The organism is Actinotalea ferrariae (assembly GCF_019733465.1).
Lineage (GTDB): Bacteria > Actinomycetota > Actinomycetes > Actinomycetales > Cellulomonadaceae > Actinotalea > Actinotalea ferrariae_A.
Genome location: NZ_JACVQL010000231.1, coordinates 1 through 6,893 on the forward strand (window position 1 = coordinate 1; position 6,893 = coordinate 6,893).

The 6,893-nt window shown below is 74.2% G+C and carries 6 protein-coding genes and 2 pseudogenes; 4 read left to right on the forward strand and 4 right to left on the reverse strand.

What is annotated here, in order from left to right; all coding sequences use genetic code 11:
- Positions 1-224: 224 nt before the first annotated feature.
- On the reverse strand, positions 225-623 hold the full coding sequence (gene mscL, locus ICW40_RS16440; RefSeq protein WP_221655094.1) for a large conductance mechanosensitive channel protein MscL: 399 nt from the start codon (positions 621-623) through the stop codon (positions 225-227).
- 79 nt (positions 624-702) lie between these two features.
- Positions 703-1,470 carry an SAF domain-containing protein gene (locus ICW40_RS16445; protein ID WP_221655095.1) on the reverse strand — a complete coding sequence of 256 codons (768 nt, stop codon included), beginning with the start codon at positions 1,468-1,470 and terminating at the stop codon, positions 703-705.
- 156 nt (positions 1,471-1,626) lie between these two features.
- On the opposite strand from ICW40_RS16445, the gene ICW40_RS21650 reads away from it, so the two are divergent.
- Complete coding sequence (locus tag ICW40_RS21650) at positions 1,627-1,848, forward strand: hypothetical protein (RefSeq protein ID WP_308121870.1); 222 nt, start codon at positions 1,627-1,629, stop codon at positions 1,846-1,848.
- A gap of 14 nt (positions 1,849-1,862) precedes the next feature.
- Here the strand turns inward: ICW40_RS21650 and ICW40_RS21655 are convergent.
- A pseudogene (locus ICW40_RS21655) lies at positions 1,863-2,072 on the reverse strand (FmdB family zinc ribbon protein); the annotation flags it as partial.
- A gap of 78 nt (positions 2,073-2,150) precedes the next feature.
- Here ICW40_RS21655 and ICW40_RS16455 point away from each other — a divergent pair.
- On the forward strand, positions 2,151-4,730 hold the full coding sequence (locus tag ICW40_RS16455) for a penicillin acylase family protein (RefSeq protein WP_308121869.1): 2,580 nt from the start codon (positions 2,151-2,153) through the stop codon (positions 4,728-4,730).
- A gap of 18 nt (positions 4,731-4,748) precedes the next feature.
- Here ICW40_RS16455 and ICW40_RS16460 read toward each other — a convergent pair whose 3' ends face one another.
- On the reverse strand, positions 4,749-5,408 hold the full coding sequence (locus ICW40_RS16460) for a 5-formyltetrahydrofolate cyclo-ligase (RefSeq protein WP_221655098.1): 660 nt from the start codon (positions 5,406-5,408) through the stop codon (positions 4,749-4,751).
- Positions 5,409-5,639: 231 nt separating this feature from the next.
- On the opposite strand from ICW40_RS16460, the gene galU reads away from it, so the two are divergent.
- Both galU and ICW40_RS16470 read left to right on the forward strand, forming a co-directional pair.
- Positions 5,640-6,533 carry a UTP--glucose-1-phosphate uridylyltransferase GalU gene (galU, locus tag ICW40_RS16465; RefSeq protein ID WP_221655099.1) on the forward strand — a complete coding sequence of 298 codons (894 nt, stop codon included), beginning with the start codon at positions 5,640-5,642 and terminating at the stop codon, positions 6,531-6,533.
- Positions 6,534-6,543: 10 nt separating this feature from the next.
- A pseudogene (locus ICW40_RS16470) lies at positions 6,544-6,893 on the forward strand (gephyrin-like molybdotransferase Glp); the annotation flags it as partial.

Genomic DNA, 6,893 nt, shown 5'->3' on the forward strand with positions numbered 1-6,893 from the left:
GGGCGGGACGCCCCCCGCCGCCGGCGCGTCTCAGCGGCCGGCGGCGCAGGGCGGCACCGAGGGCGGCGAGCCGGTGCTGCCCGCGCGCAGCCCCGACGACGAGGACACGGGCTGGGGCGACGCGTCGTCGGGCAACGAGGAGCGGCTGATCCGGGACGTCCCGCCGCACTGGTGAGAGATCGGTAGCGCGTCGAGAGGTCGCCGCGCGTCAGGACGGGCGCTGCTCAGTTCCTCGGGCGCGCCGCGAGCAGGTCGCGGATCTCCTGGAGGAGCAGCACGTCCTCGGCCGGCGCCTTCGGCTCGGGCTCCTCACCCGTCTTGCGGCGCGCGGCGAGGCGGTTCATCGGCGTGATGATGAACAGGTAGATCGCGAGCGCCACCAGCAGGAACTTGAGGAGCGGGTCGAGGATCACCCCGATCGAGAACACCGTGTCGTTGGGACCCACCGCCCACGTCAGCACCGTGGTCAGGTCCGTGTCGCCGACGATGAGCGCGACGAGCGGGTTCAGCAGGCCGTCGACGAGGGCCGTCACGACGCCCGTGAAGGCCGCGCCGATGACGACCGCGACCGCCAGGTCGACGACGTTGCCGCGCATGATGAAGTTCTTGAAGCCGGTGATCATCACAGGTCCCTTTCGACGGTCGAGGTGCGCGAGCGATCCTCCCACCGTGCCGGGGATCGCCCGACGGGGCGTCGGACGATCAGCCGACGAGCACGGCGCCCAGCGGCGAGCCGGCGGACGCGGCCGCGAGGACCCTGCCCTCCGCGGGTGTGACGGCGACGACGACGGCCGCGTCGGGCGCCGGGCCCGCGAGCCCGAGGGCGCCCTCCGCGACGGCCTCCGGCACCTGGACCACGAGCGCCGCGCGTGCGAGGACCAGGGTGGCCGTCGTCCCCGTGCCGGCCGGGTCGTCGGTGCCCGTCGTGCCGTCGGCATCAGAGGTGTCCTCGGCACCGTTCGTGCCCGCCACCTCGGGGACCGTCCCGCCGTCCGACGCCGCCGCCGGGGTCCGCCACGGGTCGGCGGTCGCGACCAGGTCGATGCGGTCGCCGGGACGCAGCAGGGGGAGGCCCGCCGCCGCCAGCCGCACGGGCACCACGGCGCTGCCCGCCGGCGGGTCGACCTCGAAGCGCGCACCCGCGAGGAGGCCGTCGACCACCGGCAGCCCCGCCGGTCCCGGCACCGCGAGGGCCCGGCCGAGGAGGTCGGCGACGTCGGCGTGGTGCTCCTCGGGCGCGCAGCACGTGGGGAACGGGCGCAGCCTGAGGTCGGCGGCCGTCAGGACGGTGCCGGCGGCGACGTGCCGCGCGAGCACCACGACGGGCTCCGTGGCCGGAGGCGGGGGCGCGAGCGTCCGGGCGACGAGCATCACGACGGCGAGCGCACCGAGGCAGACCAGGACGCCGCGCAGACGCCACACCACGATGCGCAGCCGGAGGAGACGTGGGCGTGGTGGGGGTTCATTCATGCCCGCACGCTAGGGAGACCGCTGCACTCCCGAGGTTGGGGACCGCCGGGCCTGGGGACGGGATCCGCCTGGGGACGAACGCCGCCCCGGACCGACCTCGGGACGGACCGCCGGCGCCGGGCGACGAGAGCGCCCTGCGCTCAGCCCGCGGCGGGCTTGCTGCTCGCGCTGCTCGAGCTGCTCGACGTGCCGGCCCCTGCGGTCGCAGGCGTCGAGGACGAGCCGCTCGAGGACGAGCCGTTCGAGGACGAGCCGTTCGAGGACGAGCCGTTCGACGACCCGTTCGAGGACGACCCGTTCGAGGACGCGCTGGTCGTGGACGAGCCCGACGTCGTGCTCGACCCGCCCTTGCCCTCCTTGCGCGCGTCCGTGCGGTAGAAGCCGGAACCCTTGAAGACGACGCCGACGTTCCCGAAGAGCTTGCGCAGCTTCCCCTGGCACTGCGGGCACTCGGTCAGGGAGGCGTCGCTGAAGGCCTGCTGCGCGTCGAAGCGGTGCTCGCAGGCCGTGCACGCGTAGGAGTAGGTGGGCACAGGTTCCTCCGGGTCGTCATGGCGGTGCGGCAGCGTCGCCGTGCTGCCACGGGCTGGCACTCGCCTCATCCGAGTGCCAATGGTACGACCTCGACGCGCCCGGCTCCACGGACGGCGGGCACCCGCCCGACGGATAGGCTCGCGGTCGTGCCTCGTCGTCGTGCCCTGCGCCTCCTCGCCGGTACCGCGGCCGCCGTCGTGCTCGCGCTCGTCGTGGTGGTCGCCCTGGCCGCGACCGTGGTCCGGCGACCCCTGCCGGACGACGCGGGGGCCGTCGACCTGCCGGGTCTCGACGCCGAGGTGACCGTGCTGCGCGACGCGCTCGGCGTGCCGAGCATCTACGCCGAGACGGCGGAGGACCTCTTCCGTGCGCAGGGCTACGTGCACGCGCAGGACCGCTTCTTCGAGATGGACTACCGCCGGCACGTGACCGCGGGCCGCCTGTCCGAGCTCGTCGGCGAGAACGAGGACGCCCTCGCGGCGGACACGGTGATCCGCACCTTCGGCTGGCGCGACGTCGCGGAGCAGGAGTGGGAGCGGCTCGACGCGCGCAGCCGCGCCTGGTTCGAGGCCTACGCCGAGGGCGTCAACGCCTACCTGGCCGAGCGCGACGCCGAGGCGCTCGGGCTCGAGTACGCCGTCCTGGGGTTCCGCGTCGACGTCGAGCAGCCGGAGGAGTGGGACCCGATCGACTCGCTCGCGTGGCTCAAGGCCATGGCGTGGGACCTCCGCGGCAACTACGACGACGAGCTGTCGCGCGCCCTGACGTACTCGACCGTGCGCGACGTCGCGCGCGTCAACGAGCTCTTCCCGCGGTACCCGCAGGAGACCAACGCGCCGATCGTGAGCGAGGTGACCCCCGCGTCAGCGCCGGTCGCGCCGGCGGACGGCGGGGGTGAGCCGACCGAGCTCCTCGCGCCGGGGCTGCAGCAGGCGCTCGACCAGGCGCAGGCGGCGCTCGCCGCGGTGCCCAACCTGCTCGCCGAGGGCGACGGCACGGGATCGAACTCGTGGGTCGTCGCGGGCGAGCACACCGCGTCCGGCCTGCCGCTGCTGGCCAACGACCCGCACCTGTCCATCTCGGCGCCGGGGATCTGGGCGCAGATGGGGCTGTACTGCACCGAGGTGAGCACGGACTGCCCGTTCGAGGTGTCCGGCTTCACGTTCTCCGGCTTCCCGGGCGTGATCATCGGCCACAACGCCGACCTCGCCTGGGGCCTGACCAACCTGGGCGCGGACGTCACCGACTTCTTCATCGAGCGCACGAGCCCCGACGACGGCACGTACCTGCGCGACGGGGAGCAGGTGCCGCTCGAGACGCGCACCGAGGTCATCGAGGTCAACGGCGGCGAGCCGGTCGAGATCGAGGTGCGCTCGACCGTGCACGGGCCGATCGTCTCCGACGCCCTGGAGGTGGGCCGCATCACCGTCGCGCCGACGCCCGAGGGCGGACGCGGCGTGCCCGAGGTGGCCCTCGCGTGGACCGCCCTGCAGCCCGGCAAGACCGCCGAGGCGGTCTTCGCGATGATGACCGCGCAGGACGCCGAGGACATCGCCGCGGCCGCCGCGCTGTTCGACGTGCCCTCGCAGAACATCGTCTACGCCACGGTCGACGGCGACATCGGCTACCAGGCCCCGGGCCACATCCCGGTGCGGCAGCGCGTCCCCGACAGCCCTGTGCCGTCGGACGGGACGTGGCCGCGACCCGGCTGGGACTCGCGGTACGACTGGCAGGGCTACGTCGAGCCGCAGGCGATGCCTGCGGTCCAGAACCCCGCGGTCGGGTACGTCGTCGCCGCGAACCAGGCCGTCACGGTCTCGGGCCAGCAGCCCTTCCTCACGAGCGACTGGGACTACGGGTACCGGTCGCAGCGCATCCGGACGCTCATCGAGGAGGCGGTCACGGCGGGGATCCCGCTCGACGCGGGTGCGATGACGAGCTTCCAGAACGACACGTGGAGCCCGTACGCGGCCGCGCTCGTCCCCGCGCTGCTCGACGCGCCCGTCGAGGACGACTTCACCCAGCAGGGCATCGAGCTGCTGCGCGACTGGGACTACGACCAGGTGCCCGACTCGGCGGCCGCGGCCTACTTCTCGGCCGTGTGGGCGACGCTGCTCGAGCTGACGTTCTGGGACGACCTGCCCGAGGACGAGTGGCCGAGCGGTGACAGCCGCTGGCTCGAGGTCGTGGTGCGCCTGCTCGAGCAGCCGGACAACCCGTGGTGGGACGACCGCCGCACCGTCAACGTCGTCGAGAGCCGCGACGAGATCCTGTCGCGCTCGCTCACGACGGCGCGGCTGAACCTCACGGTCGAGCTGAGCAAGGACCCGGGCGACTGGCAGTGGGGCCGGCTGCACACGGCGGCGCCCGAGCACCCCGTGCTCGGCGGCGAGGGCATGCCCACCGCCGTGCGCCGGCTCGTCAACCCGACCCCGCAGGCGGTCGGCGGCGGCTCGTCCATCGTCAACGCCACCTCGTGGGACGCCGCGAGCGGGTCGTTCGGCGTCACCGCGGCACCGTCGATGCGGATGGTCGTCGACCTGGCGGACCTCGACGCGTCGACGTGGGTCAACCTCACCGGCGCCTCCGGTCACCCCGGGAGCGTGCACTACACCGACCAGTTCGACGCCTGGGCGTCCGGCGAGACGTTCCCGTGGCCGTCGAGCGTCGAGGCGGTGCGCGAGGCGGCCGTCCGCGAGCTGGTCCTGCGACCGGCCGACGGCTGACCGCGGACGCGTGACGCCTCAGGCGTCGCCGCGCCGCGGGCTGCCCTCGACCCACTGCCAGCCGGCGGGGGTCGCGATGATGTCGACGCGGTGGTCGTGCGGCTCGTGCGGGAGGGGCCGGACGGCGGCGTCGTAGACCTCCTCGGCGAACACCATGGCGACGACGGGCGTCCGCGGCGACGCATGCGCGAGCACGCGGTCGTACCAGCCGCCTCCCTGACCCAGGCGCGCGCCCGACGTGTCCACGGCGAGGGCGGGGGCGATGACGGCCTCGGCCTGCGCGACGGCGTCGGCGCCCACGGTCGGGCCGGACGGCTCGGGCGGCCGGCCCGGGGCGCGCACGCGGAGGTCCTCGGCCGTCGTGAACCACGCCCAGTCGCGCTGGAGGCCGGTGCCGAGCACCGGCAGGAGCACCTTGGTGCCGCGACGGGCGAGCCGCTCGAGCAGCGGGACGGTGCCCGGCTCGCTCGGTCGGGAGACGTAGGCCGCCACGACGGAGGCGGCACGCACCTGCGGCAGGTCGCCCACGACGTGGGCGAAGCCGTCGGCCGCCCGGGCGCGGGCGCGGGGCGTCAGCCGCTCGCGCTCGGCCCGGATCGCACGCCGCAGCTGCTCCTTGACCTCCGACGTGCTGAGCCGGGCCATGCGGTCCGGGTAGGGCTGGCCGGCGCTGCTCATGGTCACATCATCGCAAAGGAATCGTCTCCCGGGGATGGCGCCGTGCCCGGACGGGGCGAGACGGTGCAGACGTCACCCGACCAGCCGTGCGATCCCGCGCTGTCCCTTCGCTCCTGCCGCGCCACGGTCCCGCTCCACGATCCCGCCCAGGGTCCCTCCGGCCGTCCCGCGAGACGTCCACGTTCACCTGCCGGGAGCGCCCGCGTCACACATCGCCGATAACCTCCGAGGATGACCATCCGCAAAGCCGTCATCCCTGCCGCCGGTCTCGGGACGCGATTCCTCCCCGCCACCAAGTCGACCCCGAAGGAGATGCTGCCGGTCGTCGACAAGCCGGCCATCCAGTACGTGGTCGAGGAGGCCGTTGCCGCGGGCCTCGAGGACGTCCTCATGATCACCGGTCGGTCGAAGCGCACGCTGGCCGACCACTTCGACTCCGTGCCCGAGCTCGAGAGCGCGCTCGAGGCGAAGGGCGACGAGAAGCGCCTCGCCGAGGTGCGCCACTCGAGCGACCTCGCCAACGTGCACTTCGTCCGGCAGGGCCAGCCCAAGGGCCTCGGCCACGCGGTGCTGTGCGCGCGGCACCACGTGGGCGACGAGCCGTTCGCGGTGCTCCTCGGCGACGACCTCATCGACGAGCGGGACCCGATCCTCCCCACCATGATCGAGCTCCAGCAGCGGACGGGTGGCTCCGTCGTCGCCCTGCTCGAGGTCGACCCCGAGCAGGTGCACCTGTACGGCTGCGCCGCGGTCGAGCCGCTCGAGGGTGACGAGGACCAGGTCCGGATCACGGGCCTCGTCGAGAAGCCGGACCCCGCGGACGCCCCGAGCAACCTCGCGGTCATCGGCCGCTACGTGCTCAACCCGGCCGTCTTCGCCGTGCTCGACGAGACCGCACCGGGCCGCGGCGGCGAGATCCAGCTCACCGACGCCCTCGCCACGCTCGCGGACATGCCGGCCGAGCAGGGCGGCGGCGTCTACGGCGTCGTCTTCCGCGGCCGCCGGTACGACACGGGGGACCGGCTGGACTACCTGAAGGCGGTCGTGCGGATCGCCTCGGACCGCCCGGACCTGGGTCCTGACCTGCGCGCCTGGCTCACGGAGTACGTGAAGACGCTGCCATGATGGCGGCCCTATGAGATCGGTCTCCGAGCACCTCGCCGCCGTCCTGGACGCCGCCCGGCCCGTGGTCCCGCTGGACGCGGTGCTGGCGGACGCCGACGGCTGCATCCTCGCCGAGGACGTCACCGCACCGGCCGACGTGCCGGCGCGGACGGTCGCGGCCAAGGACGGGTACGCGGTGCGGTCGACCGATGTCGGCGTGCGCGGCCCGGGTCCCGCCGCCGACGTCGAGCTCGCCGTGGTCGACGACGCGCCCGTGACCGCCGCGGCTCCGCTGCGGCTGGTCCCGGGCGCATCCGTCCTCGTCGCGGCGGGCGGTCCGCTGCCCGTGGGTGCGGACGCCGTCGTGCCGCTGGCCCGGAC